The organism is Myxococcus sp. MH1 (assembly GCF_059738865.1).
Genome location: NZ_AP026947.1, coordinates 7,306,563 through 7,333,509 on the forward strand (window position 1 = coordinate 7,306,563; position 26,947 = coordinate 7,333,509).

The window sequence follows — 26,947 nt, forward strand, 5'->3', positions numbered from 1 at the left end:
GCGATTCAGCGCGGCGTGGGCGTCGCCTGCTTGTCGGCGAGGCTGCCGCGCTTGCCCTCCTGCCACTCGTCCCAGAGGTTGAAGGAGCGCAGCTGCTGGGGCAGGTCCGTCGCCTTCATGAGCGCCTCCACCTCCGCGCGGCCCTGACGCCCCAGCCGCTCCTCCATGGTGGCGAAGCCCCACGCCAGCGAGCCCACCACCGCCGCGTTGCCGCGCAGCGTGCGCGCGTCGCACTGCTCGAACTCGTCCGAGCGCGCGTGGTAGTTGGGCCCGTACGTCGCGGACTCCTGGTTGGCGATGAGGTTCGCCACGCCGCTGAGCATGAAGTCCAGGTTGTCGGTGCCTACCACCGGCACGTCGACCTGGGTGAAGGGCCCCAGGCCCGCCACCGGCGCGAGCGCCCGGTCCACCAGGGGCACCAGCGGAGGCCGGCCGTTGGTGAAGAAGCCGTTGATGCGCCCGCAGCCGATGTCCACCGACAGCGCCATGACGTGCCCGTCCAGCTCCGCCGCGTGCGAGCGCACGTAGCCCGCCGAGCCATACAGACCCTGCTCCTCGCCGTTCCAGAGCGCGAAGCGAATCGTCCGCGCGGGCTTGAGCCCCAGGCGTCGAATCTGCCGGGCCAGGTCGATGAGCATCGCCACGTTGGCGCCGTTGTCGAGCGCGCCTCCGCCCAGATCCCAACTGTCCAGGTGCGCGCCCAGCACCACGACTTCGTCCGGCTTGGTGGTGCCCCGAATCTCACCGATGACGTTGCGCGCCTCGTAGGGCCCGCCCGTCTTCAAATCCAACGCCGCGCTCAACGTGAGGGCCGTGCCCGCGCGAAGCAACCGCTGCGCGCGTCGGGCGCCATCGCGCTCCATCACCATCATGGGCCGGGTGTTCTTCGCGCCCGTCGACACGTTGTGGCGGTAGAGCTGATTGCCGGGGCGGCTGCCCATGTAGACGACGCCCGCGGCACCGGCGGCCACCGCGCGCGCCTCGATTCCCACCGCCTCCGCGTACTCGCGGAACAGCCCGTCCACGTCCCGCAGCTCGTCCGTCTCCACCAGGACGAAGGCGCCCTTCACCTTCGCGCCCACGCGGGCGTGGTCCGCCTCCGTGCCTCGCCCCAGGTCGATGAGCGGCGCGGTGAGTCCATTCTTCGGCGTCGCGGCCGAGAAGGGCATCGCCGCCACCCGGGGCGAGAAGCGCACGCCCTTGCCCTGCACCGTCGCGCTCGCGCCCTGCTCCAGCCACAGCGTCGGCATCCGGAACGGCTCCGCCTTCGCGCTGACGCCCGCCTCCCGGAAGCGCTCCAGCGCCCACTCCACCGCGCGACGGTTGGCCTCCGAGCCCGTGGCCCGCCCACCCACCTCGTCCACCAGCGAGCGCAGGTCCTCCACCATCGGCGTGGCCCCCAGCACCGCTCCCGTCAGCGACATCACCTCCCGCTCGCGCACCGAAGGAGCCTGAGGCTCGGCCTCCACCCGCTGCGACGACACGAGGACCAGCGACACCAACGCCGCGCTCCAGGGCTTCTGACGTGAGGACATGACGCGCAGCATTCACAACCTCCCGCGTCTGCTTCAAGCCGCAAGGCGCCACGGACCTCGCGGTACATCCGACTACAATCGTTGTTGTGTTTTATCTGCGTCCGCTTGAGTTCCACGCGAGGGGATGGCACACGGGCGGCCCATCCCAGGGCGGCGACACCAGCCGTGGCGCCGTCCTCACCCCGTGGAGGCCCAGACGATGCGTGGGAATCTGAAGCAAGCCATTCTGTGGACGTTGCCGGCGGCCCTGTTGAGCGCGTGTGGTGGAGCGCCCCAGGCGCCCGCCTCCGACGACGCGCCGCTGGAGCAGGGCCAGGCGGGGCTCGTGGCCGCTCCGCCGACACCGCCCAGCGGGAACATCGCGGACAGCGTCGTGGACCAGGGGGTGCTGCCCGTGGGCGGCGCGGTGGCCGGCTACCCGGGCTCGCAGCCCGGCTACTTCGGCTACACCATCCAGGCGAACGCGGGCGCGCAGCTCCGGCTCGAAGTCACGCACCTGGGCAGCTCCATGTACCTGGACACCGGCCTGTTCCTCTACGGCCCCAAGGACGCCGACGGGAGCTTCGGGGTGACGCCGCTCGCACAGGACGACGACTCGGGCTACGGCACGCTCAGCAAGGTGGAGCTGGTGACGGTGCCGAAGACGGGCGAGTACCTGGCGGTGGTCGGCTTCGTGAACGCCGCGAACAAGCAGTTCCGCCTCGCGGCCTCGTGTGTCGGCGGCACCTGCCTCGTCAACCCGCCGGCGCCGCCCGCGGGCCTCACGCTGAGCTGGCTCGAGCAGCCCATCACCGAGCGCCTCCAGTCCGTGGTCGACCAGGGCAATGACTGGTTCGAGAACGAGACGGGCTCCCTGCGTCGGCTCGACTACTACTGGACCTTCACCGGGCAGGCCACGCTGGACCAGGCCGTCCAGGCGGTGCTCGCCCAGGGGCGCTACCAGGTCTACCGCAGCGACCCCGCGCCGGCGGTGCTCTCCCTGTCGGAGACGAGCAGCTCCATGTGGTTCCAGTTCCGCCCGCTGCTGCCCGTCATCCTGGAGACGTACGGCAACGGGACGGAGACGGTGCAGGTGAAGCGCTACTTCCGCGAGTACTCCACCGGCCCCAACGGAGACACCCACCGCATCCTCTACATCATGCTCTTCCCCCAGTCGTACAAGGTCATCGTCTTCGAGCAGACGTGGCACGAGCTCTGACACACGCGTGAGGGCAGACGGCCCGGCGGGCGCAAGTCCCCCGCCCCCAGGTGCCCTGCGTCCTCCACTGTCACCCGACGACCGCGGGCTCGCCTCCTGGTGGGCCCGCATCTCCCCGGTGACAGGGAGGATGTACAGACTCGCGGTGGGTGGGGTGTGCCCGGAAGCGCGCGCGGGCACGACCTACCCACCACCCATCCTGGGTGGAGCCGGCCGGGGGAACACCGTGTGCGGGGACCAGGCGCCAGCGTGACGGACGAGGAGGCCATCGAGGGTATCTCCCCGGAGCAGTCCCGCTTCTTCCTCGAGACGATGGTCGCGGGGGCGCCCGTGGGCCTGGCCTTCGTCGACCTGGAGCTGCGCTACATCCACATCAACGAGGCGCTCGCGGAGATGAACGGCCTGCCGCGCCACGCGCACCTGGGCCGCAAGGTCCGCGACGTGGTGCCGGACCTGTGGCCCTTCATCGAGCCGCACTACCGACAGGTGCTGGAGCACGGGCAGCCGGTGCGCAACCTGGAGATTGTCGGCGCCACGGCCAAGGCGCTCGGCGTCCCCCGCAGCTTCGTCATCAACTACTTCCCCGTGCGGGACGCGGGGGGCGCGATGCAGGGCGTGGGCATCACCGTCGTGGAGACGACGGAGCACAAGCTCGCGCAGCAGGCCAACCGGCTGAATCAGGAGCGCTTCCGCTCGCTGGTGGAGGCCACGGCCCAGCCGGTGTGGACCACGGATGCGCAGGGGGAGCTGACCGAGGCGGCTCCCCGCTGGATGGCCTTCACCGGACAGTCGCGGGGTGCCCACCTGGGGCTCGGCTGGCTCGACGCCATCCACCCCGGGGACCGCGGGCGCTTCGTGGCGGAGTGGCGCTCCGCCTTGAAGACAAGCGAGCCGTACCGCGGGGAGGTGCGCCTGCAGCACCGCGACGGGACGTGGCGGGACGTCATCCTCCGGGGCGTGCCGGTGTTCGACGACGACGGCCTGGTGCGCGAGTGGATGTCCACGGCCGAGGACGTCAGCGAGCGCAAGCAGGCGGAGCAGGAGCTGCGGCAGACGACGCGCGCGCTCGCGGCGAGTGACGAGCGCTACCGGACCTTCCTGGCCCAGAGCACGGAGGGCATCTGGCGCATGGAGTTCGACGCGCCGCTGGACACGCGCCAGCCGGAGGACGCGCTGGTCGACGCCATCATCCGCACGGGCCACATCGCGGAGAGCAACGAGGTGATGGCGCGGATGAGCGGCTTCGACTCCGCTCGCGAGCTGGAGGGCGTGTCGCTGCGCGAGCTCATCCAGCGAACGGGGGGCTCGGCCGAGGCCATCCGAGCCTTCGTCCAACGCGGCTTCCGGGTGCAGGACCTGGAGACGCGCCAGCGGGACAGGAAGGGCCTGGAGCGGGTGCGGCTGTCCAACTTCGTGGGCGTGGTGGAGGACGGCTGGCTCGTGCGGGTGTGGGGGACGCAGCGGGACGTGACGGAGCAGGCCCAGGCGCAGCGGGCGCTGGAGCAAAGCCGGATGCAGGCGCGCCAGCGGGAGCACCAGCTGCGCACCATCACCGATGCGCTGCCCGCGCTGGTGGCCTACCTGGACCCGGAGGAGCGCTACCTGTTCTGCAACCGCGCCTTCGAGACCTGGTTCGGCGTGAAGCCCAGCAGCGTGGTGGGCAGGACGCTGCGCGAGGTGGGCGGGGAGTTGCTCTATCCCGTCTTCAAGGCCTGGGTGCGCCGCGCCTTGTCGGGAGAGCACGTGGCCCACGAGACGGCGCTCGGCCTGCGCGACGGCCGGCAGATCCATGTCCAGGCCACCTTCGTGCCCAGCGAGGACGCGCGCGGCCGCATCCAGGGCTGCGTGGTGCTCATCCACGACATCACGGACCGCAAGCGCACGGAGGCCGAGGTGGAGGCCCAGCGCGCGCGACTCTACGACGTGTTGATGAACGCTCCCGCGTCCATCGCCATCCTCTCCGGGCCGGAGCAGACCTTCACGCTGGTCAACCCGAACTTCCAGCGGCAGTCACAGAACGCGGAGCTGGTGGGCACGTCCCTGAGGGACCTCGCCCGGGAGAGCGAGCAGGGACAGGCGTACTCGCAGGCCATCGACGAGGTCTTCGCGTCGGGGCGTCCGATGAAGCTCACGGAGATGCCGCAGCTGTTGAACCTGAACGACAAGGGGCTGGAGCAGCACTATTTCAACATCGTCTACCAGCCGCTGCGGGACGCGCGGGGCGAGGTGGACTCGGTGCTGTCGTTCTCGCTGGACGTGACGGACCAGGTCCGGGCGCGCTATCAGGCCGAGGAGCTGGCCGCGCACCAGGCGAGCCAGCAGAAGTGGCTGGAGTCGCTGCTGCACATGACTCCGATTGCCTTGCTCATGATGGAGCCGGGGACGGGGAAGGTGCTCTTCGCCAACCAGGCGGCCCATCAGCTCGCGGGCGGAGAGCTCGCGCTCGGCGTGCCGGTGGAGCGCTACGGCACCGTCTACAACGTCATCGACGAGCACGACGCCGCGCTGCCCAACGAGCGCATGCCGGGAGCCCGCGCGGCGCGGGGTGAGACGCTGCGGCGGGAGCCGATGCGCTGGCGGGTCGCGTCCGGACAGGTGCTCGACATCCTGGTGGACTCCGAGCTGTTGCCCGCGATGCACGGACATCCGGCGACGGTGGTGCTGGCGCTCCAGGACGTGACGCGGCTGAAGGACACGGAGGTGCGGCTCCAGGAGGCGGTGCGCCTGCGAGACGAGTTCCTCACGGTGGCCTCGCACGAGCTCAAGACGCCGCTGACGCCGCTGCAAATCAAGCTCCAGGGGCTCGCGCGCGAGGCCGGCTCGTCCACGTCCGAGGAGCACCTGCGTCACAGCGTGATGCGGGCGGCGGAGAGCACGTCGCTGCAGGTGCGCAAGCTGGCCGCGCTCATCAATGATTTGCTGGACGTGACGCAGTTGGCGGGCTCACCGCTGCCGTTGGAGCTGGGGCGGGTGGACCTGTCCGCGGTGGCGCGCGAGGTGGCGGAGCAGCTCCGGGCGCAGGCGGCGCAGGCGGACAGCGTGCTCGAGGTCGAGGCGCCCGTGGCGGTGGTGGGCCGGTGGGATGCGCGCAGATTGGAGCAGGTGGTGCGGGGGCTGGTGTCCAACGCCATCAAGTACGGGCCCGGCAGGCCCGTGCGAATCCGCGTGGAGGAGCGCGCGGGGCGGGGACGAATCCTGGTGAGCGACGAGGGCATCGGCATCGCGTCCGAGGACCTGGAGCGCATCTTCGAGAAGTTCGGCCGCGCCGTCCCCGCGCGCAACTACGGGGGACTGGGATTGGGCCTCTTCATCAGCCGCCGGATTGTAGAGGCACACCAGGGCACCATCCGCGCGGAGAGCCGGCGGGGCCACGGCGCCACGCTCATCGTCGAGCTGCCGCTCACCGGGCCCGAGCCCACCGCGCCGCCGTCCATCCACTGACGGCATGCCCGCGGCTCCCCGCTGCTCAGTACTCCTGGCAATCCCAACGCAATCCCGCAGAGGTGCTCTTGCAGAGACACACGCCAAGGGCCCCATTCGACTGCCAGGTGCACTCGGCGATGCGCACACGGCAGGTCTGACCGTCCATGGCCTCGCACGCGGGCAGCTCCAGCGACGCCGACTCCGAACTCATCGCGTCGCCCTCCAGCGAAGGCTCGACCTCGCCACCACATCCGGACAGCAACGCCACAGCCAATACTCCGCGAATGATGAACGTCTTCATGGTGTCCCCCGGGCCAGACTTCTTGGAACTCCAAGAAGCCTAGCATCAAGCCCGGTTACACCGGAAGTGTCCGAACGATGGGCAAATCCCTCACGCGCGTGCCCGTGAGGGCGAAGAGCGCATTGGCGATGGCGGGGGCCACCGGGGGCACGCCCGGCTCGCCCACGCCACCCGGGGGCGCGTCACTCTGGATGATGTCCACGTGGATGGCCCGGGGCGCGTCGGCCATGCGCACCAGCCTGTAGTCGCGGAAGTTCGACTGCTCCGTCGCGCCGCCCTTCATCGTGATGGCGCCGTAGAACGCCAGGCTCATGCCGAAGATGACGGAGCCCTCCATCTGCGAGCGGACGCGGTCCGGGTTCACCACCAGCCCCGCGTCCACCGCCACCCACGCCTCGTCCACGCGCGCCCGTCCCGCCGCGTCCTTCTTCATCGACACCACCACGCCCACGTAGCTCAGGAAGCTGCGGTGCGCGGCGAGCCCCAGCGTGCGGCCGTTCTTCTCGCGCTCGCTCCAGCCCGACATCGCCGTGACGCGCTCGATGACCCCGCGCAGCCGCTCCGCGTTCACCGGATGCGCCTCCACCGGCGCGCCATAGTTCGGCAGCGCGCTGACGCCCAGCTCCGCCACGGACACGAGGCGCGGAGGCCCGATCACCTCCAGCAGGTTCTCCCGCGGGTCCATCCCCCGCGCATGCGCCAGCTCGTCCATGAACGAGCCCACCGCGAAGCCGTGGAAGATGTTGTTCACCGAGCGCAGCCAGCCGATGCGCACCTTCGCCAGCGCCTCGCCCATCTCCGCGCGCACGTTCGGAATCGCCAGCGCCAGGTCCAGCACGCCCTGATTCAAGTCCCTCGCCACCGGCCCCGTCACGTCCTCGGAGAACGTGGAGCGGATGGCCGGGAAGGACGTGCGGTGCAGCCACGCCGTGGGCTTGCCCGCCGCGTCCAAGCCACAGCTCAGCCGCTGCGCGCTGGCCGAGTGGTAGTAGTCATGACGGATGTCGTCCTCGCGCGTCCACTGCACGCGCACCGGCACGCCCGCCATCTTCGCCAGGTGCACCGCCTCCGCGACGAAGTCCGCCTTCGACTTGCGTCCGAAACCGCCGCCCAGCAGCGTGACGTTCACCGTCACCTTGTCCTCGGGCAACCCCGACGCCTGCGCCGCCTCGGTGCGCGCCGCCTGCGGATGCTGCGAAGGCGCCCACACCTCGCAGACCCCATTCGCCACCCGTGCCAGCGCCACCGGCGGCTCCATGGGCGCGTGGGACAGGTGCGGCGCGTAGTACTCCGCCTCCACCACCCGCGCGGCGCTCGCGAGCGCCTTGTCCACGTCCCCCACCGCGCGCGCCGGCTTGCCCGGCACCCGCACCGACTCCAGCAGCGCCTCGCGATACTTCACCGAGTCGTACTCAGCGTTGGGGCCGTCCTCCCAGGTGATGTCCAGCGCCGCGCGGCCCCGCATCGCCGCCCACGTGTTCTCCGCCAGCACCGCCACCCCGCCCCAGCCCTGGAAGACATAGGGCCGCTTGGGCACGGGCAGCTCCAGCACCTGCTTCACGCCGGGAATCGCGAGCGCCTTCGCGGCATCGAAGCGCACCACCTTCCCACCGACGACGGGAGGCCGCGCCACCACCGCGATGAGCATGCCCGGCAGCTTCACGTCCGCGCCGAAGACGGCCGTGCCCGTGACATAGGCCGGCCCGTCCAGCAGCGGCAGCTCCTTGCCCACGTAGCGCAGCTCCGACGAGGGCCGCAGCGCCACCGACTCCGCCTTGGGCACCGGCAGCTTCGCCGCGTCCGCCACCAGCTCCCCGAAGCCCAGCGAGCGCGAGCCCCGCTTGTGGAACACCGCGTGCTCCCTCGCCTCGCAGTCCGAGGCCGGCACCTTCCAGCGACGCGCCGCCGCGGCCACCAGCATCTCCCGCGCCGTGGCGCCCGTGCGGCGCAGCGACTGGTACACGCCCCGGATGCTGCTGGAGCCATCCGTGTTCTGGTCGCCGTACACGGCGTCACCCACGGCCTGCACCACCTTCACCCGCGCCATGTCCGCGCCCAACTCGTCCGCCACCACCACCGGCACTGAGCTGCGGACGCCCTGCCCCATCTCCGAGCGGTGGCAGACGATGGTGACCTGCCCGTCCGAGGCGATGTGCACGAAGACGTTGGGCCGAAGCTCCGCGGGCTTGCCCTTCGCGCCAGGGGCCGCGCCCGCCAGCGTCACGGTGGGCACCACGCCCAGCGCCAGCCCTCCCACCGAGAGGTTGAGCCCTTCGAGGAAGGAGCGCCGGGAAATCAACTCAGGCTGTTGGCTCATCGCGTCCTCGTCACTTCGCGTCGGGCGTGCCCGCGGCCTTCTTCACGGCCGCGCGGATGCGCGTGTACGTCCCACAGCGGCAGAGGTTGCCCGCGAGCGACTGGTCGATGTCCTGGTCCGTCGGCCGCGGCTTCTTCACCAGCAGCGCCGCCGCGCACATCAGCTGTCCCGACTGGCAGAACCCGCACTGCGGCACGCCCAGCTCCACCCACGCGCGCTGGAGCGGATGGCTGCCGTCCGGCGACAGGCCCTCGATGGTGGTGACGCTGTGCCCGTCCGCGCGGCGGATGGGCGTCACGCACGCGCGCACCACCTGCCCGTCCAGGTGCACGCTGCACGCGCCGCACAGCGCCTCACCGCAGCCGTACTTCGTCCCGGTCAGCCCGAGCACGTCGCGCAGCGCCCACAACAGCGGCATCTCCGGGTCCACGTCCAGCACCTGGTCCACGCCGTTGACCTTCACGCGAATGCTCATGGCCGCGCCTCCTCGCTGGGGCACTCCGCGCCCGTCTCCACCCACGCGCCCACCAGCGCGCCGAACTGTTCCTGGGTGCCCGGCGCGGGCTCCCGCCCAGAGCCCGGCGTCCAACCCCACGCCACCAGCTCGTCATGCGCGTTGTGCTCGACGATTTGCGCCAACGTCTTGCCTCCGTTCCTCGCGGGGTCCTTGAGCTGCTCGCACACCTGCCGGGGGCTCTTGCCCACCCAGGCCATGGACAGCGGCGCCAGGTGCCAGTTCGGCGCCCCCGGCACGCGCGTCAGCGCCTGGTTGCGGTCCTGGTGACAGCCCGCGCACTCCATGCCCACGACGCCGAAGCCCTCGGGGCCTCGCGTCACGGGCGGGTCATGCGGCTTGAAGCCCATCTCCTGGAAGGGGCTGTCCCCATCCGGATGGCAGTTCGCGCAGCGCGGATGCAGCAGCACGCGACTGGCTTCGAGGAACAGCGCCCGGGAGCGCTGCTTCGGGTCCTCGATGCGCTGGAACATGTCCAGGGAGCGCAGCTCGCGGGCGTCGACCCGCGGAAGCGGCTCCCACTGCGCAGCCTCGGTATCGGGCTGACGCCGACATCCTCCGGCGCCCGCGAGGAAGAACACGGAGGCCATGACCGGAAGGGCGAGCTTCATCGCGACAAGGTTCTGGCATGTCGCCCCCCTGCTCAAGCCGAATGTTCCACGGACTCCCGCCACTGAACGTGGAGGTGGGAGTCACACGCCCCTTTCCCACTTCACCTTGCGGCGGGGTCTCGAAGACGACGCGTCTTGCCCACCGGGCGTCGCGCGCGCCTCGCCGGGGGCGTGGGAGGCGCCTCGCCAGGCCCCTTCCGGGTCCGCTCCGACAGCGCGGCCCTCGGCGCTCGCTTGAGGCTCGGCGCCCGGGGCACCGAGGGAGCCACCACGAACATCATCCAGAGGAAGTCATACATGGGCGAGGACCTCAGAAACCTCGAAACAGGGGACGACCCTGGGACAACCCGGCCCACGGGATGGCGCACGCGACCAGCCCCATCGCGACGAGCAGCCCCAGGGCCCAGGCGCGGTGCCGCGTCACCGACACGTCCGCGCGCTGGCTCAACGCGGACCCCACGTGAGCGACGACCAACGCCAGCAGCATCAGCGTCGGGTGTTCGATGCCGAAGAAGCGCAGCGTCGGGTGGGCCAGGCTCTCGCGCAGACCGCCTTGCCGCGAGAAGGGCGTGAACGGGCTCAGGCCCGAATAGAGCACCATCCCCAACAGCATCTGCGTGTCGAAGGCGGACACGCAGAACACCTGGAGCCGCCGGTCCCCGCGCGTCCACTCACGCCCCCCGCTCCAGCCCCGAAGCGCCCTTCCCAGCGCGAGCACGCCCAGCAGCACCACCGCCCAGCGCACCCACGAATGAAGGAAGAGCACCACCGGGTACGCGCTCACGCTCACCTCTCCGCCGTGGCGGGCATGGACTCAATCCAGCGCTGGACCACTCCGCGCCCCTGCTCATCCACCACGTGGGTGCCGAGGGGAGGCATCTGGACGGGAAGTCCGCGAGCGCTCATGCGGTGGAACAAGGTGCTGCGCTTCACGTCCCCCGGCGCGATGCGAGGCACGGCGTCTCCGAACAGGCCCGTGGTGCGGAAGATGGAGCGCACGCCCACCGCCGTCTTCCACGCATCCGTCAGGTGCACCGAGCCCAGCTCCGCGGCCTCCAGGCGCAACAGCAGCCCGCCGCCTCCGCCCAACGCCAGCGGGTTGGTGTTGTGACAGGACACGCCGCAGTTCATGTGCAGGTAGCCCAGCGCCGCGCGGTCCACCTCGCTCCCCGGGATTCGCGGCGGAGGCTCGGGGGGATGGGTGAGCAGGCCCTCCTCCACCAGCTTCGCCAGCGTCAGTCCCCGCGCCGCCTCGTGCCCGAGCGCCACGGCCTCGAAGCCGAGCACCTCGTCCTCGCGCCCTCCGTGGCACGTCAGGCAGTCCACCTGGCTCGGGATTTCATGGCCCGGGGTCCCCGGCACGTTCTTCTCGCCGTCGGTGAGCTCGGTGGCCTGCTGGCCGTCGTCGCTCCAGCGGTACGTCGTCCGCAGCCACTTGTCCTCGGACTTCTTCCACAAGAGCCGCGTCTCGATGGGCCTTCCCTTCCAGCGGAACTCCTTCCAGAGCTTCGTGCCGGGAGGAAAGCGCCACTCGTCCGGACGCGAGGTGTCGATGCGCGTCCCGGGCGGCAGCAGGATGAAGCGGGACTTCTCCAGCCCGTCGCTCCAGAGCTGCAGGCCGGGCTCGAAGGCGCGAATCCCGGCGCCCACCGCGCGCTTCTCCCAGCCCTTGCCCCCCTCGCCGTACAGGCCCGTGCAGGCCAGGTGCTGCAGCCCTCCGCCCTCGCAGACGATGCCGCCGTCCACGGCCTTCCAGCCGGCGCCCCCGCGCGAGGAGCGACGCTCACAGCCCGGAGCGAGGAGGACGAGGACGACGAGCCAGACGATTCGCACGCCGCCACACTAACGAAGGGCGCGGGCCGCATCGTGCGTCTTGGTGACGCACCCCGCGTCACCCCGTCTCACTGCCGCACGGGGTGCTTGGACAGCTTGCGCTGGAGGCTGCGGCGCTGGATGCGCAGCAGACGGGCGGCCTGGGAGATATTGCCGCCACAGTCCGCGAGCACCCGCTGGATGTGCTCCCACTCCGCGCGCGCCAGCGAGGGCACCTGGTGCTCCAGGGCAGCGGCCTCTCCGGCGGGCAGCGTGGCGCCCGCGAAGGCCAGCAGGATGTCATCCACGTCCACGGGCTTGGAGAGGTAGTGCGTGGCCCCACGGCGCACGGCCTCCACCGCCGTGGCGATGCTCCCGTAGCCGGTGAGGACCACCATCGTCGTGCGCGCATCCAGCGCCTTGAGCTCGCGCACCAGGTCGAGCCCCGAGCCATCCGGCAGCTTCAGGTCGATGACGGCGTAGCCGGGGCGCACCGACGGCGCCAGCTCGAGCGCCTCCTTCGCGCTGCCCACGCCGTGCGCGGTGAAGCCCTTGCGCCCGAAGGCGCGCACCAATCGCTCGCGATAGGGCTCGTCGTCGTCGATGACGAGCACCACCGCGGAGGTCTCAGGCCGCTGCATGGACAGCCTCCCTCCTGCACGGCAGCACGAGCGTGGCGCGCGTGCCCCGGCCCTCTTCCGTATCCAGCTCCAGTCGTCCGCCGCACAGCTCCGCGAACGTCTGACCCAGGAACAGCCCCAGCCCCATGCCCTGCCCCGCCGGCTTGGTGGTGAAGAACGGCTCGCCCACGCGCTCCAGCACCTCGCGGGGGATGCCCGTGCCCTGGTCCTCCACCACGAAGGCGGTGCCCTCCGCGTCGCCGTGCACGCTCAACGTGACGGGCGCCTGCGACGCCTCGCTCGCGTGCAGCGCGTTGCGCACCAGGTTGGCCAGCACCTGCACCAGCCCGCGCGTGGGGAAGAACAGCGACACGTCGGGCCCCTGCGTGAAGCGCAGCCGCGAGAGCTCCCCGGCCGACAGCTGCTCGCGCAGCAGCCCGAGCACCGCGCCCGTCGTGGTGCGCTCGGGCACCTCGCCGTAGGTCTGCCCCGCGCGCGCGCTCATGCGCTCCAGGATGTCCCGGCAGCGCTCCACCTGGTCGCGGATGAGCCTGGCGTCCTCGAGCGCCTCGTTCGGCTCCTCCTGGATGAGCGCCTCCAGCTCGTTGGCCGCGATGGCGATGGTGCCCAACGGGGAGCCCAGCTCGTGCGCGGCGCCCGCTGCCAGTGTGCTCAGCGAGGCCAGCTTCTCCGCCCGCGCCGCGAGCAGTTGGGCGCGCACCAGCGCCTCCTGTCGGTTCCGGAGCGCCGCCGACACCCGCGCCACCATCAGCGCGATGAGCATCACCGTCAGCGCGAAGGCGACCCACAGCCCCAGCACATGGCGAGAGTGCGGCGGCATGGGACTGGCCACATGCGCCACCTCGACCAGCGGCACGTGCCACTGCATCAGCGCCATGGGCCCCAGCACGGACAGCATGCACAGGCAGACGATCCAGCGCCGCCCCAGCACGAGCGCCGCCAGCGACACGTGCACCAGGTACAGCATGGCGAACGGGTTGTCCGGCCCCCCGGAGAGCGCGAGCATCGCCGTCAGCAGCATCGTGTCGAACGCGAGCACGCCACCCAGGTGGTGCGTCTTCACCACCGGCCCCCGGCGCAGCCACAGCGTCAAGAGCAGGTTGGACACACCCGTCGTCGCCACCAGCGCGAGCAGCGGCACCACCGGCAGGTCGAGCATCAGCACCCGCACGGCCACGATGATGGTGAGCCCCGTGCCCGCCACCGCGTGCCAGCGCAGGCGCGCGAGCCACCGCAGGGCAATCGCGCTGGACGACAGCAGGTCCACCATGTCCTGCGCGGAGCGGTGGAACGCGGAGCGAGGCGGAGGTTGTCTCGACGCCGGCGAGCCACGCGGGGCCGCCTGCGAGTCGGAGGGCGGGCGGAACACGCCTCCTTGTAACCCGTAAGCCCCCGGTCCGCGAGCGCGTCAAGTTGACGCAGGGGCACCGGGCCAGGGAGGAGGAACACGACGCCCCGCTTCCCTGGCCGGTGCGGGGCTTCGGTTAGATGTAGCCCATCAGCTCACCACGGTCCAAGGCCTCGCCCTTCGACGTGTACGAGGAGTACCAGGACGTGTTCTTGGTGCCGTACTGGTCCTTCTGGAAGTGGGAGTGGGGACCGGTGGCGTTGCCCGTGCCGCCCAGGTTTCCGACCTGGCAGCGGTTGCACGTGCGGTCATACGAGTCACTGGTCTTGATCCAATGCCACTGACGGAAGGACCAACCACTGCCGAGGTTGAGCTTCGCCTCGTTCTGGTTGCCGCTGCCGTTGCCGTTGCACACCACGCCCGAGGTGCGCACCGTCACGTTCCAGTAGACGGTGGCGGACACGCCCGTCTGGGCCCCCCAGTAGTTGCAGCGCGAGTTCGCCACGTCCACGGCGCCGTGGTACGTGCCGCTCGAGTAGTACGTGGTGGCCGTCACGGTGCTCGGATACGGCGCCACGGCGGTGTACGCGAGCGCGGCCGTGGGAAGGGAGACCAGGGCCGCCAGCGCCATCAGGCGCGACTTGGAGCTACGCATCGTTGTTCCTTTCGGGCCGACTGTGCGGCCCCCAGAAGGACTGCTGCTCAGCGAGCCTGACGCAACCGCTGCTTCTCCCTCAGGAGCAGGCTCCACTCCTGAAGACCGGTACTCAACGCGCCAATCCAGGCGTCGACCTCGGCGACCAGCCGCGGGTCGACACTCCGCAGCGCCCGAAGCTCCGGCACCGCGCCCTGGAACCCCAGCCGCGCGAGGCTCTGGAGGATGGCCGTCCGCACACCCACGTCCTGTTCGGCGCGATACAGCGCGCCGAGCGTCTGACGCGCGCGCGCCATCTCCGACGCGGGCACCCCACCCAGCGCCGTCGCCGCCGACGCGCGCACCTGCGCGTCATCGCTGCCCAGCAGCGTGTGCAGGGCCCCGGCGGAACCCGCGCCGATGGCCGCGGTGGAGATGTTGCCCAGGATTCTCGCCGTCACCTTCGCGTCATGGGACGCCGCGGCCGCCGCCACCGCCAGGTCCGACGACGGCCCGTGCATGCCCGCGTAGACGAACTGGTTGTCCTCGATGAGGTTCGTCGCGGCCTCCTCGCGGACCTGGGGCGAGGCGTCCCGCACCAGCCGCGAGTACATGTCCCCGGTGTGCTCCTCCGCGCTCGTGCGCCGCAGCGCGCGCGTGGCGGCCGCTCGCACCGCCGGGTCCGCGTCCCCGAGCGCGCGCTTCGCCACGAGCTGGAGCGTGCCCGGGCTCTCGCCCCGGTCCGTCTTCGCCGCCAGGGCCGCCGCCAGGTGCTCCACCATGACGGGCTCCGTCTCGCGCTCGAAGGCCGCGCGCAGCTGCGCCTCGGGCAGCGTGACGGCGGACTCCTTCAACAGCTCGCGCAGGTAGCGCCGGTACGCGGGCGACTTCGACTGGAGCCCTCGACGGATGGAGTCCATCAGCCCCTCCACCGAGCACGTCTCCGGCTGGAGCTCGGGAGGCGGCGCGGACCAGGAAGGGACGGACAGCAGGAGCGACGACAGGGCCAGCAGGCGAAGGGCCCGGAGAAAAGACGAGGTGCGCGTCATGGAGGGCTCAGTCGTGGTGGAGACAGCCGAGGGGGTCCTGGTCCGCCAGCGCGTTCCACACGCGCTCGAAGTCCACGACGCCGCTGGCGTAGATGCGCTCGAAGTCCTGGTACAGCGGCTGGAAGCGCGGGTCGATGAGCGCCATCTTCGCCATGACGGGCAGCGCCTCCTGTCCCGCGGCGCGCGCGGAGAAGCGGAACAACGCCCATCTCACGCACACGTCCTGCTCCGGCTCGAAGGCGCGCGTGAAGGTGTCCAGCACCTTCGTCCGGTCCTCGGACAGGGCCAGGTTGTGCGCCGCGGCGCCGCGCGCGTCGGGGCTGCCCTCGGTGGTGAGCACCTTCGCGTAGCCGTCCGTGGCGCGCGCATCCAGCACCGGCGCCGTCTCCATCGGCGTGGAGAGCGCCATGTAGCGCACGTGCTCGTCGAGCGACTGCGTGCCGATGCTCAACAGTGATTCGAGATAGGGCCCCGCGTTCGCCGTGCGCCCGTAGTCGTTCTTCATCACCCGGGCGATGGTCCGCGCCGCCGCCCACCCCGCCTCACCCGAGGCCGGGTCCTTGGCGAAGTCCGAGAGCTTCGACAGCGCGTCGGGGGAGAGCTGCTTCTGCGTGTCCAACGCGGACAACACCCCCGCGCGCCGCTCGGGCGACAGCTCCACGTCCAGCCCCAGCTCCAGGATGCGCCGGGACACCTCCGGCAGGTGCACCGCGTCCGAGTCCTTCAGCGCCATCGCGAAGACCTTGAACTCCTTCGGCCCCGCCTCGCGCGTCCACTCCAACACCTCGCGCGCCTTGCTCGCGTCTCCGCCGATGAGCTCCGTCAGCCGCTCCTTGAGGTACATCCGGACCAGCGGGTCTCTCGACGCGAGCAGCGGCGCCGCCCACTCGCGGAACGTCTCCACGCTCACGCCGTCGTTGAAGCGCTCCAGCTCCCGCCAGCAGGTGGTGGCGTCGTACCGGGGCGCAGCCTCGACGGCCTCCTCCTCTTGGGCCGCGGCCAAGGCCCGCCCACCCGCGCGAGCGCCCCGATGCGGGGCCCCTCCGTCGGGCGTGACGCCAACAGCCGGCACCGGAGTCGAGGGCGCAAGACTTCCGCGCCAGAAGGTCACCACCCCCACGACCAACACCAGCAACAGCCCACCCACGAGCACGGCGACCACGCGATGGCGCGACAGCCGGCCCGAGGAGGTGGAGCGCGAAGACGATTCGGGACGCATGCCGCGCCGACCCTACTACGTGCTCCAACCACCCAGACCTTAAAATCTCAGAAATCAGATAATTACAGTATTCCTTCGAAGATACAATTCGCTCTGCCTTTCCACGACACGGCGGAACGGCTCATGGCGCAGAGGAAGTGAGCACGGAGGTGGTGGCCGTCATCAGGTTGCCAGAGGCGTCCTTCGCCAGCCCGTACAGCTTGATGGGGCCTTTCACCGAGGGGAGCTTCACGCGCCAAGAGTTCGGTGTGGCGCCCGGCGTGGCGCGCAGGCGGATGACCTCACCGCGCTCGAAGCGGGTGGCCGCGCCCCGAAAGTTGTACGCGAAGGAGATGTCCAGCGGCCGGCCCTGCGGGTCCTTCACCTCGAAGGCCACGTCCGCCCAGGTGCCCGAGGTCTCCTTCTTCACGCCCTGGACGACGAGCGCGCCCACCTCCGGCAGGGGCGGCTGCGGCTTCTGCCCCGTGTACGCCTCGCGCACGGCGTGCCACGCGGGCCGCGTCGACTTGCCCGACAGCATGCCGAGCCACAGGCTGGTGTGGTCGAACGTGGAGCTGAAGTTGAAGACGAAGAGCCCCAGGCAGTCACCGGTGCGCACGTGGGGCGCGAGCAGCGTGTTCCACGCGTCGACGATGACGGCGTACTTCTCCCGGTCATCGGGCTCGCGCGGGACGCCCCGCTCATCCTTGGGCGCGTCCCACTCACCCTGCGCGCCGAACTCGGTGATGAGCCAGGGTTTGGTGGCGCCCTCCTCGCGCAGCGCCTCCGGCAGCGCCTGGAGCCCCCGTCCATAGACATTGAGGCCGTAGGCATCCAGCGACGGGACGAGCTTCTCCCACCACTTCACCGCGAGCACCCACGCATCCACCGAGATGACGGGGTGCGCGTCGTCCACCTTCTTGATGTCCCGGACCACGCCCTCCAGGAAGCGGGCGTAGGCCTCCTTCGCCGCGTCGTTGGGACTGTTGAGGATGACCTCGTTGCCCACGCCCCACGCGAGCACCGCCGGGTGGTCCTTGTAGCGCCGCACGCTCTCCAGCGTGTCCTCGCGCTGCTTCTTCATGCCCGCCGTGTCGGTGAGATAGTCGAACGAGTCGTCGTCCTCCGCGCCGGGCTGGCCATGCCGCATCCACAGCCCGACGAGCACCTTGAGCCCGTGCTTGTGCGCCGCGTCCAACAGCGGCTGCGTCTGCGGCCCCACTCCCCAGGTCCTCAAGGTATTGACGCCGAGCGCCGCGAGCCGCGCGCAGTCCTGCTCGTACGCGGCCGAGCCCGCGCTGCCGCTGAACGTCACCCCCTTGGCGACATGGGGGCGGCCATCCACCTGCAAGCTCCAGCCGCCCTCCCCCTTCACCAGGGTGGTCCGGGCCTCCGCCACCGGACCTACGGACAGCACCACCGCGAACAGCCACACCAGGACGACGCCAGGACAGCGAAGCGTAGGGGCCATGGGCGCGGAGGATAACGCCAGACAAATCGCGGGAAGAAATCCACCCGGGTCCGTTCAGCACCCCAGCAAAGGACCAATCACAATGAACTTCTTGCGAAACATCCGCCGGGACCGGCGGAGAGTCTGGGGTCTGGCGGCCGCGCTGGTGCTGGGCGCCTGTGGCGACAACGGCCTGCCGGAGACCGCCCGTCCGGCCGGAGACGAGCAGTTGGAGACCGCGACGACGGCGCAGCCGCTGGCGTTCTCCTCGCCCATGGACTTCTCGGAGCTGCGTGGGCTGCCCGCGGCGCCCGCCTCCATGGACACCACGGTGAGCGAGCTGCTCGCGGTGCTGCCCGACCCGCGCTTCGCCGACCTGCGCGGCGTGCTCCAGACGCGCCACCAGCCCACCGACAAGGTGCGCCTGCTGACGTCCTACGCGCGCGACTACCCCGTGTTCCTCAAGGGCCACCAGGCCCTGCTGCCCCAGGCCGACGGCGTCATCTCCGCCCAGAGCCCCGTCGTCACCTGGCAGACGCTGGCCTCCAACGCCTGCTCCTCCACCCACGCGTGCGCCAACCTGTTCGAGCCCACGCAGCAGGACACGGGCACCCTGGACCACAAGGTCATCGTCATCGTCGCGCCCCTCGTGGAGCTGGCCGCCCCGGTGCAGACGGGCGGCGCCACCCTCGTCGTCGCCTCCGGCGGCTTCACCTCGCGCGGCTTCTCCGTGCGCACCACGCCGGGCGCGCGCACGCCGCAGCAGGACGCGGACCCGATGGACCGCGTCGTGCCCCCGGGCCGCGACGGCCTCAACGGCGGCAGCTTCGTGCTCTACACCAACGTCCTCAACGGCGTGCGCGTCACCACCTCCGGCCAGAAGGGCGAGGATGGCTGGACGGGCGTCGACGCCACGGGCTCCCCGCCCACCACCACCATCACCGGCAACTACGGCCCGGACCCGAAGGTGAGCTGCAGCGGCACCCCCACCGCGCAAGCCGGCCACGGCAGCAACGGCGGCAAGGGCGGCCACTCCGGCGACGTCGTCATCCGCTACACCTCGCTCATCGGTCCCGGCGTCGTCAACGAGCCCCACAAGGCCTCCCCCATCACACCCGAGCAGTGCTTCCAGGACGAGGACGGCCCCTGCCACAGCCTGAAGTGCCGCTGGAACCCCGCCATCGCGCTGTGTGATTCGCGCACGGAGGCGGACAACACCCAGTGCAGCGACGGCAAGGACAACGACCTCAACGGCTACACCGACTGCGAGGACTACGCCTGCTCCAAGAACCCGCACGTCACCGTGTGCGCGGACGCGTCCTGGGGCCCCATCCAGCGCGAGGCCTCCGCCGAGTCCTGCAGCGACGGCAAGGACAACGACAACGACGGCAAGACGGACTGTCTGGACCCGGAGTGCAGCCAGCGCGGCTTCTGTCAGCAGAGCCGCGCGGCCAACAGCGAGTTCTCCGAGGAGGCGTGCCAGGACGGCCACGACAACGACGGCGACGGCTTCGTCGACTGCGCCGACTTCGGCTGCAAGAACTTCGCGACCACCTGCGGCACCGCGGGCGAGGGCGGCGACGAGGAGTGCACGGACCTCATCGACAACGACGGCGACGGGCTGGGTGACTGCGCGGACCCGGGCTGCCACGGCAACGCGTACTGCGGCCTGGGCCCGGTGCTCCTGCTCACCACGGGCCTGGAGGAGACCAACGACGCGGCCTGCTCGGACGGCACGGACAACGACGTCGACGGTGACGTGGACTGCGCGGACAAGGAGTGCCGCTACAACCCCCGCGTGCTGAACGCCTGCGGCAGCGAGCGCACGGTGCTCAACTGCTCGGACGGCATCGACAACGACGGTGACGGCAAGGTGGACTGCCAGGACCCCGGCTGCGCCGGCAACCCCTACGTGAAGGTGTGCGAGCCGGACACCTACCCGTTCCTGCAGGAGGCCACCGCCGCCACCTGCTCGGACGGCGTGGACAACGACGGCGACTACTACTCGGACTGCTCCGACTTCCAGTGCAGCAACAGCCCGCTGGCCGGCAACGTGTGCGGCGCGCAGGAGAACACCTTCGCCCAGTGCACGGACGGCCTGGACAACGACAACGACGGCTACAAGGACTGCTCCGACTCCACCTGCCGCAACAGCCCCTTCTTCGGGGACCTGGCGTGCCGGAATCAAATCCAGACGTGGCACGACGTGAGCCTGGGGGACTCCTACAACGGCCGCTACGTCGACACCCGCGCGGAGCTCGTCACCACGGCGCCGCTGTCCGGCAAGAAGGGCATCGCCGGCAAGCGGCTGTCCCGGACGGTGCAGGTGGTGGTGCAGGAGGCGCCTCCGGGCAGCTGCGAGCACTACGACGACTACCTCTGCGTGCCTCGCGACGAGACGCGCACCTGCTACGTCGGCACCAAGGCCAACGACGGCGTGGCGGGCGCCGCGGGCACGGCCGGCACGCAGAAGGTGCTGCGCTCGATGCGCCGCGACGTGGACATGCTGCGCGCCCTGCTCGCGCCCCAGTCCTGGCGTGTGTCGCAGTCCCACGCCAACGCCCTCTTCAAGCGGGGCGAGCTGCAGCGCGCGGGCTTCCACTACCTGCAGAACATCATGGAGATGGGCGGCATCCTCGCCCAGGCGGGCCTGGTGTGTGACGAGACGCCCGCGGCGGGCCGTCCCTTCGCGGACCTGTACCTCTACGGCTCGCTGTGCCCGCTGATGGCCCACGACGTCACGCGCCTGAGCTTCCTGCAGAGCCAGCGCAACTTCTACGGCCTGGCCAAGGACACGCCCTTCAACCCCCACCTGCGCTACGAGCAGCTGCGCGCGGAGTTCGACTCGCTCTACGACGTGCTCGACAGCTCCGTGAACCAGTGGCTCACGCTGGCCAACGGCACGCAGCTGTCCGCGTGGATGTCCCAGAACCAGGCCGCGCTCAACGCGGACGTCGGCGTGCTGGAGGCGGAGAAGGTGGTGGCCGACCAGCGCATCACCGTGGCGAACGCCTCCATGGCCGCGCTCCAGCAGTCCATGAACAACCGCAAGGCGGCGATTCAGCTGATGACCGAGAACATCCAGGCCACGGACCAGCGAATCACGGACCACTACAACACCAGCAAGGGCTTCGGTGAGTTCCTGCTGGACCTGGTCGGCACGGTGGCCGCGGCCTACGGCGGCGAGTTCCTGGCGGACCTGGCGGGCAAGGCGGCCGAGTCCCTGTGGAGCGAGGTGAAGAAGAGCTTCCAGTCGGAGTCCAGCGGCACGCCCGTGGCCGGCGCGGGCGCGCCCAGCAGCGAGAGCGGCTCCATCCAGACCCTGCTGTGGGACGCCATCAAGACGAGCGCCGCCAACGCCGCCGCGAGCAAGCCCTTCAAGGACAAGCTCAAGAGCGGCGGCACCGAGCTGTGGGACATCGTCTCCGGCAACCAGAAGAAGCCCGCGCGCAGCATCATCTCCGACGAGGTGAAGAAGGAGATCCTCTCCCAGTCGCAGGTGGAGATGACGCTGGACCTGATGGACCTCCAGGCCCAGGTCACCAAGGCCCAGGCGGAGTACCGGCTGGCGCTGATGGAGCGGGACATGGTGACGCTGCGCCAGCGCAACTCGGTGGCCGCGCGTGACGCGCTCAACGACATCCTGGCCTTCGGCAACGGCACGGAGCTGCGCAAGTTCGACCAGCTGCTCATCGGCCAGCAGGTGTACGCCCGCGCGCTGCGCACGCTGGACCAGCTCTCCATCCGCTACTGGGAGCTCATCCGCGTGGCCGAGTACCAGTACCTGCCCTTCGACGCGTCCACCGGCGACAGCGCCATCCCTGCGACGTTCCGCGAGAACTACGACTTCAACCTGGCCAACTACCCGGACATGAAGACGCGGCTGGTGCAGCACCTGGACAGCCTGCCCACGCACACGGTGATGAGCCTGACGCCGTACTATCGCCGCCTGGCCGCCACCGACTTCCACCCGCTCACCGTCAACGAGTCGGAGCGCATGAAGGCGCTGGGAGATCTGGTCACCGCCGGGACGACGTACCGGGCGGCGCGCTTCCAGGTGACGCCCACGGACGTGAGTGCCTCCACCGTGCTGTCGCTGCGCAAGGGCCACCGCGTGCGCAACGTGCGCGTCAACGTCGTCACGGCCACGGGCGCCTCCGTGTCGGTGCCGGCGGTGCTGGTGCGCGACACCATGGACGGGTTCAAGCTCGGCAACTACTTCGCCGAGTTCGAGCTGGTGGACCGGGACGAGTACACCTCCGGCGGGACGCGGCAGGTGCTCCACTACGTGCCCTTCACCGCCTGCGTCTCCGGCCCGCCCGCGTGCGACGTCGCCGACCCGGCGTGCTCCACCCCGTTCCAGGGCGCGGCCTTCACGGACGCGTGCAGCGTGGCGCCGGGCGGCTCCACGCCGGCCAACAACTCCTTCTATGACCGGAGCCTGTTGGGCGAGTGGACACTGCTCATCGACACGGCCAGCTTCACGGGCCTGGGCGATGTGCGCGCCGCCGAGGTCGTCTTCATGACGGCCGGCATCACCATCTAATCGTCTTGACTCCGGGTGCGGGCTCGCGGACCTCCGCGGGCCCGCGCCCTCCAAAAGGGGTGGCTCCCTGGAGCGGGCCGGCGCAGCATGCGCCCCATGGAGACTCCCAAGCGAGTGCCGACGGCGCTCACCATCGCCGGCTCCGACAGTGGCGGTGGCGCAGGCATCCAGGCGGACCTGAACACCTTCTCGTATCACCGGGTGCACGGCACCACCGCGCTCACGGCCGTCACCGCGCAGAACACCCGGGGCGTCACCAGGGTCGACGTGCTCCCCGCCGCCTCCGTGGCCGCGCAGGTGGACGCCGTCATCGACGACCTGGGCGTGGGCGCGGTGAAGACGGGCATGCTCGTCAACGCGGAGATCATCTCCGTCGTCGCGTGGCGGCTGAAGGCGCTCAAGCCAGGCCCGCTCGTGGTGGACCCCGTCATGGTGTCCCGAGCCGGCGCGCGCCTCATCGACGACTCGGCCGTCGGTGCGCTCAAGGAGCACCTGCTCCCGCTCGCGGACGTCGTCACGCCCAACCGGCACGAGGCGCAGCTGCTCTCCGGGATGGACCTGCAGACGCTCGAGGACATGAAGGAGGCGGCCCGGCGCATCCACCAGCTCGGCCCGCGGGCGGTGCTGGTCAAGGGCGGCGGCATGTCGGGCGAGCTGCGCGGCCTGGACGTCTGGTTCGACGGGGAGCGGATGGAGACGTTGTTCCTGCGCTCGGTGAAGACGCACAACACGCACGGCACGGGGTGCACCCTGTCCGCGGCCATCGCCGCGTGGATGGCGCTGGGGCAGGCGCCCTTCGAGGCCACCCGACGCGCCAAGACCTTCGTCACCTCGGCCCTGGAGCACCCGCTCCCCCTGGGGCAGGGGCATGGTCCCTTCAGCCACTTCTCCCCGCTCGAGCCCTCCTGAGGGGCCGGGTGGAAATGGGGCGGAAAATCCCTTGGGAAATGGGCGGTCGATTTCCCGCCGGCCTGTTCGACCCAAGGCGGGAGGCTTCACTCCCCTTCGTCACCGTGAGGATGGACCCATGAAGTACCTGCTGATGCTGTTCGAGAACGAGAAGGCCTGGGACGCGCTGCCGCAGGAGGAGGCCCAGAAGGTGCTGGAGGAGTACGCGGCCTTCAGTGAGTCCATCGAGAAGAGCGGGAACAACATCGCGGGCGAGGCGCTGCAGCCGACGTCCACGGCCACCACGGTGCGCGTGCGGGACGGCAAGCGGCTGACGACGGACGGGCCGTTCGCGGAGACGCGCGAGCAGCTGGGCGGCTTCTTCCTGGTGGAGGCGAAGGATCTGGACGAGGCGATTGCCCTGGCCTCACGCATCCCCGCCGCGAGGTCGGGCTGCGTGGAGATACGCCCTGTGATGGACTACTCCGACGTCATGGGCTGAGGCCGGAGTCGGAGCGGGTCGTCCATGGAGGACGTGCGGTCCATCGTCGAGCAGACCTATCGCGCCGAGCATGGCCGCATCGTGGCCATGCTCATCGGCGCGATGGGGGGAGACTTCGCCTCGGCGGAGGAGGTGGTGCAGGAGTCCTTCGAGGCGGCGCTCCAGCAGTGGCCGCGCGAGGGGATTCCGCGGGAGCCTCGCGCGTGGCTCCTGCGGGCCGCGCGCAACAAGGCGGTGGACCGGGTGCGCCGGGGCGTGCGCCTCGGCGCCCGGGTGGATGCGTTAGAGGTGGTGGCGAGGCTGGAGCAGGAGCTGGCCGCCACGCCGCGGGGTGAGGACTGGGAGGCGCATCCGGACGACTCGCTGCGACTGCTCTTCACGTGCTGCCACCCGGCCCTCGCCGTGGACGTCCAGGTGGCGTTGGCGCTGCGCACGCTGTGTGGGCTGACGACCGAGGAGGTGGCGAGAGCGTTCCTCGTGCCGCCGGCGACGATGGCGCAGCGGCTGGTGCGCGCGCAGCGCAAGATTCGAGACGCGCGCATTCCGTATGTCATCCCGGAGCCTGACGCGTTGGGGGAGCGCACCCGGGGCGTCCTGCATGCCATCTACCTGCTCTTCTCGGAGGGGCACTCCGCGACGCAGGGCACGGAGCTGGTGCGCGTGGACCTGTGCGAGGAGGCGCTGCGGCTGGCCCGGCTGACGTGCGACCTGTTGCCCCGCCATCCCGAGGCCACCTCGCTGCTGGCGATGATGCTGCTCCACCATTCCCGGCGCCACGTGCGGGTGGCCGAGGATGGTGGACTGGTCCTGTTGGACCGGCAGGACCGCGGGCGATGGGACGCGGCGAACATCGCGGAGGGCCTGTCCCTGCTCGACACCGCGTTGTCCCTGCGAGCCTTCGGTCCGTACACGGTGCAGGCGGCCATCGCGGCGCTGCATGCACAGGCGAAGCGGCCGGAGGACACGGATTGGGAGCAGATCGCCGCGCTCTATGAGCGGCTGGCGAAGCTGACACCGGGTCCGGTGGTGGAACTCAACCGCGCGGCGGCGGTGGCGATGGCGAAGGGCCCGGCACAGGGGCTGGTGTTGGTCGACGACCTGGAGTCGTCCGGACGACTCACCGAGCACCACCTGCTGCCCGCGGCCCGCGCGGAGCTGCTGCGCAGGCTGGGGCGCAGGGACGAAGCCGTGGCGGCCTACTGTCGCGCGCTCGCCCTGGTGCGCACGGAGCCAGAGCGCCGCTTCCTCGAGGAGCGACTGCGGGAGGTGCTCGCGGAAGTGCCGCCGACCTGAGCGCGTCACGGAGTCACTCGACGAGGAATGCACCCACGCCCCGCGCCGGCAGTCGGCCGCCGAGAGGACGCGACACCGCGCCGAGGAGTCGCGGCAAGTGGACGGCCCCACCCTGGGCGCGACACCGCGCCGATGATGACTTCGCAGGCGGCGCCGCATCGACCATCGGGGGGACAGCGGACCTTGGGGTAGGGACCACGGTCACCGTGAGACGTGGCTCTGCGGCACGCCAATCCTTGGATTCTGCCGGAGGGCACGCCGGCCCCGAGCCGAGCCTCCCGTCGAAGCACCGAAACGCCTACGTCAACCCAGGCGTCCCGGCATGCACGGCCCCGCGCCTCAGTTCCACAGCTCGCGGGAGAGCACCTCCACCATCGCGAGAGCGACCTCCGGCGGAGGCAATCCCAGCGCACGCAAGACCGCCTCATCGGTCGGCGCGGAGACCTCGGCGCGCAGCGCCTCCACGGCCCGCTGACGTGCCGCGCGCACCGTCTCGCGCTCCTCGGGCGAGAGCTTCTCCTCCGCCCAGCGGTCCACGGCCCACGACAGGTCCGCATGCCGCGTCTCGTCCTCAGCGATGCGCACCATCGCCTCGCGCACCTCCGCGTCCTCCGCGTGCAGCGCCTGGTGATGCGCCAGCAGCGCGCCATACGTCTCGCGCACGCAGCCCTCCACCGCGTTGTCCAGCGCCACCTCGAACAGCGGCCGGGGAGCCAGCGGCGCCACCACCGCGCGCTCCGGCGTCACCCCATGTCGCCGCGCCAGGCTGCCGCACACCTGCGTATGCGCCACCTCATCCAGCGCGCTGCGCAGCGCCGCCTGTTGCAGCTCGACGGCCGCGCCATGCAGCGCCAGCTCCTCGCGCAGCCGTAGGAAGGCGGTGATGGAGGCCTCCTCCAGGTGGGTGATGAGCGCGAAGTGCTGTCCCAGCTCATCCACGCAGTCCACCGTTCCATCCGAGCGAAGCCCCGCGGGCCTGCGCCCCACCGAGCACCCCTTGTCGCCGCGCTCCAGGACGTGCGTGCGCTTCTCGACCACCTCGCCGGAGGGCTTGACCACCAGCAGGTACTGCGTCAGCGCCGTCCCCTCGCCACACGCGAACCCCTTGGTGGCGATGACGCTGAAGGTCCCATCGGCGTTCGTCTTCACCGCGCCATGCTTCAGCTCGGTGCAGCTCACGTTGTAGTCCTCCGCGAAGACCTGGAGCAGCGCCTCCGTCGGGGTGTCGATGCTGCCCAGCAGGGCCGCGAGCGCGTTGCGGGACGTGTGCGCCTCGACCGAATCTCCTCGCGTCGTCACCAGATAGTACGCATAGCAGCCCACCTCGCAGCGGGAGCGGAACCCGTCCTCGGAGGCCAGCGCGTCCAGCTCCGCGTTGCACACCGCGGGCTGCGTGGCGGTCTCGCACGCCGTCCCGACGGACGCCAGACGCTGCTGCCGCGGCGAGCTCTCCAGGTCCGTCACGATTCGCAGCTCGATGAAGTCCGTCGGGCTCGCGGGGGCCAGCCCCTGGAGCGACACGCGACCGTTGTCACAGGGGGGCGCCGAGAACCCCTCCAGGGAAATCCCCCCGTCGCCACAACCGGTGAGCACCAGGGGCGACGCCAGGGATGCACTCAGCGCACGGGCGAAGAGCCGGCGCAGTTGATTCGAGTTCAAGCAACACTCCTCTCTGGGTACGACCTCA

General features: G+C 70.6%; 20 protein-coding genes. 6 read left to right on the forward strand and 14 right to left on the reverse strand.

What is annotated here, in order from left to right; translation table 11 throughout:
• Nucleotides 1-5 precede the first annotated feature (5 nt).
• On the reverse strand, nt 6-1,547 hold the full coding sequence (locus AC6JA9_RS28495) for a M28 family metallopeptidase (RefSeq protein WP_223785688.1): 1,542 nt from the start codon (nt 1,545-1,547) through the stop codon (nt 6-8).
• Nucleotides 1,548-1,734: 187 nt separating this feature from the next.
• On the opposite strand from AC6JA9_RS28495, the gene AC6JA9_RS28500 reads away from it, so the two are divergent.
• A complete protein-coding gene (locus AC6JA9_RS28500) occupies nt 1,735-2,733 on the forward strand; it encodes a hypothetical protein (protein ID WP_463750325.1) in 999 nt (332 codons plus the stop codon).
• Nucleotides 2,734-2,982: 249 nt separating this feature from the next.
• Nucleotides 2,983-6,174 carry a PAS domain-containing protein gene (locus tag AC6JA9_RS28505; protein ID WP_497958133.1) on the forward strand — a complete coding sequence of 1,064 codons (3,192 nt, stop codon included), beginning with the start codon at nt 2,983-2,985 and terminating at the stop codon, nt 6,172-6,174.
• Nucleotides 6,175-6,199: 25 nt separating this feature from the next.
• On the opposite strand, the gene AC6JA9_RS28510 is transcribed toward AC6JA9_RS28505, so the two are convergent.
• The 12 genes from AC6JA9_RS28510 to AC6JA9_RS28565 form a co-directional block, all read right to left on the reverse strand.
• Nucleotides 6,200-6,457, reverse strand: a complete 258-nt coding sequence (locus tag AC6JA9_RS28510; protein ID WP_248544420.1) for a hypothetical protein — start codon at nt 6,455-6,457, stop codon at nt 6,200-6,202.
• A gap of 55 nt (nt 6,458-6,512) precedes the next feature.
• Nucleotides 6,513-8,774 (reverse strand): xanthine dehydrogenase family protein molybdopterin-binding subunit, encoded by a 2,262-nt coding sequence (locus AC6JA9_RS28515; protein WP_497958134.1) that lies wholly within the window; start codon nt 8,772-8,774, stop codon nt 6,513-6,515.
• A 10-nt stretch (nt 8,775-8,784) separates the two neighbouring features.
• Nucleotides 8,785-9,249 carry a (2Fe-2S)-binding protein gene (locus AC6JA9_RS28520; protein ID WP_223785692.1) on the reverse strand — a complete coding sequence of 155 codons (465 nt, stop codon included), beginning with the start codon at nt 9,247-9,249 and terminating at the stop codon, nt 8,785-8,787.
• Nucleotides 9,246-9,899, reverse strand: a complete 654-nt coding sequence (locus tag AC6JA9_RS28525) for a hypothetical protein (RefSeq protein ID WP_046714905.1) — start codon at nt 9,897-9,899, stop codon at nt 9,246-9,248. The genes AC6JA9_RS28520 and AC6JA9_RS28525 overlap by 4 nt, the downstream gene beginning before the upstream one ends.
• Nucleotides 9,900-10,209: 310 nt before the next feature.
• Nucleotides 10,210-10,683 carry a hypothetical protein gene (locus AC6JA9_RS28530; RefSeq protein WP_497958135.1) on the reverse strand — a complete coding sequence of 158 codons (474 nt, stop codon included), beginning with the start codon at nt 10,681-10,683 and terminating at the stop codon, nt 10,210-10,212.
• Nucleotides 10,684-10,685: 2 nt separating this feature from the next.
• The gene (locus tag AC6JA9_RS28535) at nt 10,686-11,732 is read right to left on the reverse strand and encodes a hypothetical protein (RefSeq protein WP_497958136.1); all 1,047 of its coding nucleotides are present in this window, start codon (nt 11,730-11,732) and stop codon (nt 10,686-10,688) included.
• A gap of 68 nt (nt 11,733-11,800) precedes the next feature.
• Complete coding sequence (locus AC6JA9_RS28540) at nt 11,801-12,352, reverse strand: response regulator transcription factor (RefSeq protein ID WP_046714908.1); 552 nt, start codon at nt 12,350-12,352, stop codon at nt 11,801-11,803.
• Nucleotides 12,339-13,721 carry an ATP-binding protein gene (locus AC6JA9_RS28545; protein WP_497958137.1) on the reverse strand — a complete coding sequence of 461 codons (1,383 nt, stop codon included), beginning with the start codon at nt 13,719-13,721 and terminating at the stop codon, nt 12,339-12,341. The genes AC6JA9_RS28540 and AC6JA9_RS28545 overlap by 14 nt, the downstream gene beginning before the upstream one ends.
• A gap of 115 nt (nt 13,722-13,836) precedes the next feature.
• Nucleotides 13,837-14,355 (reverse strand): hypothetical protein, encoded by a 519-nt coding sequence (locus tag AC6JA9_RS28550; RefSeq protein WP_141323642.1) that lies wholly within the window; start codon nt 14,353-14,355, stop codon nt 13,837-13,839.
• Nucleotides 14,356-14,402: 47 nt separating this feature from the next.
• Complete coding sequence (locus AC6JA9_RS28555; protein WP_223745756.1) at nt 14,403-15,383, reverse strand: HEAT repeat domain-containing protein; 981 nt, start codon at nt 15,381-15,383, stop codon at nt 14,403-14,405.
• A gap of 7 nt (nt 15,384-15,390) precedes the next feature.
• Complete coding sequence (locus tag AC6JA9_RS28560) at nt 15,391-16,602, reverse strand: hypothetical protein (protein ID WP_223745755.1); 1,212 nt, start codon at nt 16,600-16,602, stop codon at nt 15,391-15,393.
• 121 nt (nt 16,603-16,723) lie between these two features.
• Entirely contained in the window at nt 16,724-18,052 is a 1,329-nt protein-coding gene (locus AC6JA9_RS28565; RefSeq protein WP_223745754.1) for a glycoside hydrolase family 2 TIM barrel-domain containing protein, read from the reverse strand.
• An 82-nt stretch (nt 18,053-18,134) separates the two neighbouring features.
• On the opposite strand from AC6JA9_RS28565, the gene AC6JA9_RS28570 reads away from it, so the two are divergent.
• From AC6JA9_RS28570 to AC6JA9_RS28585, 4 genes are all read left to right on the forward strand, one after another.
• The gene (locus AC6JA9_RS28570) at nt 18,135-22,577 is read left to right on the forward strand and encodes a hypothetical protein (protein ID WP_223784129.1); all 4,443 of its coding nucleotides are present in this window, start codon (nt 18,135-18,137) and stop codon (nt 22,575-22,577) included.
• Nucleotides 22,578-22,664: 87 nt separating this feature from the next.
• Nucleotides 22,665-23,486, forward strand: coding sequence for a bifunctional hydroxymethylpyrimidine kinase/phosphomethylpyrimidine kinase (thiD, locus tag AC6JA9_RS28575; protein ID WP_223745752.1), 822 nt, complete (start codon nt 22,665-22,667; stop codon nt 23,484-23,486).
• 118 nt (nt 23,487-23,604) lie between these two features.
• Nucleotides 23,605-23,967: a YciI family protein gene (locus AC6JA9_RS28580; protein ID WP_141323632.1), complete on the forward strand. Its 363-nt coding sequence runs from the start codon at nt 23,605-23,607 to the stop codon at nt 23,965-23,967.
• Nucleotides 23,968-23,991: 24 nt separating this feature from the next.
• Nucleotides 23,992-25,260 carry an RNA polymerase sigma factor gene (locus AC6JA9_RS28585; RefSeq protein ID WP_483578306.1) on the forward strand — a complete coding sequence of 423 codons (1,269 nt, stop codon included), beginning with the start codon at nt 23,992-23,994 and terminating at the stop codon, nt 25,258-25,260.
• A 339-nt stretch (nt 25,261-25,599) separates the two neighbouring features.
• Here AC6JA9_RS28585 and AC6JA9_RS28590 read toward each other — a convergent pair whose 3' ends face one another.
• The gene (locus AC6JA9_RS28590) at nt 25,600-26,919 is read right to left on the reverse strand and encodes a ferritin-like domain-containing protein (protein WP_223745750.1); all 1,320 of its coding nucleotides are present in this window, start codon (nt 26,917-26,919) and stop codon (nt 25,600-25,602) included.
• Nucleotides 26,920-26,947: the final 28 nt, after the last annotated feature.